The organism is Nocardioides sp. (genome assembly GCF_036401255.1).
Taxonomy (GTDB): domain Bacteria; phylum Actinomycetota; class Actinomycetes; order Propionibacteriales; family Nocardioidaceae; genus Nocardioides.
In genome coordinates this window covers 1-1,997 of sequence record NZ_DASWVI010000046.1, presented here as the reverse complement: position 1 = coordinate 1,997, position 1,997 = coordinate 1, and the positions used below count along the sequence as shown (strand labels likewise).

At 71.4% G+C, this 1,997-nt stretch carries 2 protein-coding genes; both read right to left on the bottom strand.

Translation table 11 applies throughout. The features are described from left to right. Positions 1–657 (bottom strand): type 1 glutamine amidotransferase (locus tag VGD85_RS02300; RefSeq protein ID WP_331061832.1); only part of this gene is annotated, 657 nt, incomplete at its 3' end. Continuing rightward, positions 657–1,994: a glutamine synthetase family protein gene (locus VGD85_RS02295; RefSeq protein ID WP_331061833.1), complete on the bottom strand. Its 1,338-nt coding sequence runs from the start codon at positions 1,992–1,994 to the stop codon at positions 657–659. The genes VGD85_RS02295 and VGD85_RS02300, both read right to left, overlap by 1 nt. Positions 1,995–1,997 lie beyond the last annotated feature (3 nt).

The window sequence follows — 1,997 nt, the reverse complement described above, 5'->3', positions numbered from 1 at the left end:
CAGCTCGGCCCGGGCGGCGTCGATCTCGCCGAGCACGGCGTCGGTATCGATGCCGCGGGTCTCGTGCGAGCCGCGGTCGGACTCGGCCCACGGGAGCAGGACGGGGCCGTCGACCTCGGGGTGCAGCTGGATCCCCCACGCGCGCGCCGCGAACCGCGCGGCCTGGACCTCGCCGCCGGCGGCGGTCGCGAGCAGCACCGCGCCGGGTGGCAGCTCGGTCACCACGTCGTCGTTCCAGTGCACGCCGCGGCGCGGCGTCGCGAGCGGCCCGAACAGCGGGTCGTCACCGGCGGCATCGGTCCAGCCGACCTCGAGCAGTCCGACCTGCTGGCCGCGCGGGTTGCGCTCGACCCTGCCGCCGTGGGCGACGGCGACGAGCTGGTGGCCCAGGCAGACGCCGAGCACCGGCACCCCGGTGTCGCGCGCGTCGCGCACCAGGTCCTTCACGGGCCCGAGCCAGCCGTGCCGCTCGTCGTCGTTCGCACCCATCGGACCGCCCAGCACCAGGAGCCCGTCGTACGCCGCGAGCGCCGGCAGGTCGTCGCCCGCGTAGGGCCGGCGGACCTCGAGGTCGCAACCCGCCTCGGCCAGCCAGGTGCCGAGGAGCGCCGGCGGGCACTCGGCGTCGTGCTCGACCACGAGCACGGACCCGCCCATCAGAGGACCGGCAGCATGCGGTCGCGCTCGAACGCGGAGACCTGGCCGCGGTACTCCTCCCACTCCGCCCGCTTGTTGCGCAGGAAGTAGTCGAAGACGTGCTCGCCGAGCGTCTCGGCGAGCAGCTCGGAGTGCTCCGCGACGGCGATCGCCTCCGCGAGGCTCTTGGGCAGCGGCTCGATGCCGAGGCTCTTGCGCTCGCGCTCGGTCAGCGCCCACACGTCGTCCTCGGCCTCGCGGGGCAGCTCGTGGCCCTCGGTGATGCCCTTCATGCCCGCGGCCAGGACCACCGCGAACGCCAGGTAGGGGTTGCAGGCCGCGTCGATCGTGCGCAGCTCGATGCGCGTGGACTGACCCTTGTTGGGCTTGTACATCGGCACCCGGATCATCGCCGAGCGGTTGTTGTGGCCCCAGCAGATGTAGGACGGCGCCTCGCCGCCGAACATCAACCGCTTGTAGCTGTTGACCCACTGGTTGGTGACCACGCTGATCTCGTTGGCGTGCCGCAGGACGCCGGCGATGAACTGCCGCCCCGTCTTGGAGAGCTGGTACTCCGCGCCCGCCTCGAAGAACGCGTTGCGGTCGCCCTCGAACAGCGAGACGTGGGTGTGCATCCCGGAGCCCGGGTGGGTGGTGAACGGCTTGGGCATGAACGAGGCCCACACCCCCTGGCCGAGCGCCACCTCGCGGATCACGGTGCGGAACGTCATCACGTTGTCGGCGGTGCTCAGCGCGTCGGCGTAGCGCAGGTCGATCTCCTGCTGGCCCGGTCCGCCCTCGTGGTGGCTGAACTCCACCGAGATGCCCATCGACTCGAGCATGCTGATCGCCTCGCGGCGGAAGTCGGCGCCCATCGAGGTCGCGGTGTGGTCGAAGTAGCCGCTGCGGTCGACCGGCTCGGGCTCGGCCCCGGCCTCGGGGCTGTCCTTGAACAGGTAGAACTCGATCTCGGGGTGGGTGTAGAAGGTGAACCCCTGGTCGGCGGCCTTGCCGAGCGTGCGCTTGAGCACGTGGCGCGGGTCGGCGTACGACGAGGAGCCGTCCGGCATCATGATGTCGCAGAACATCCGGGCCGTGGACGGGCCCTCGCCCCGCCACGGCAGGATCTGGAACGTCGAGGGGTCGGGCATCGCCAGCATGTCGGCCTCGTAGACGCGGGCGAAGCCCTCGATCGCGGACCCGTCGAACCCGATGCCCTCGGAGAACGCGCCGTCCAGCTCGGCCGGAGCCACCGCCACGGACTTCAAGAAGCCCAGGACGTCGGTGAACCACAACCGGACGAAGCGGACGTCGCGCTCCTCCAGAGCGCGGAGCACGAAGTCTTCCTGCTTACCCATGCT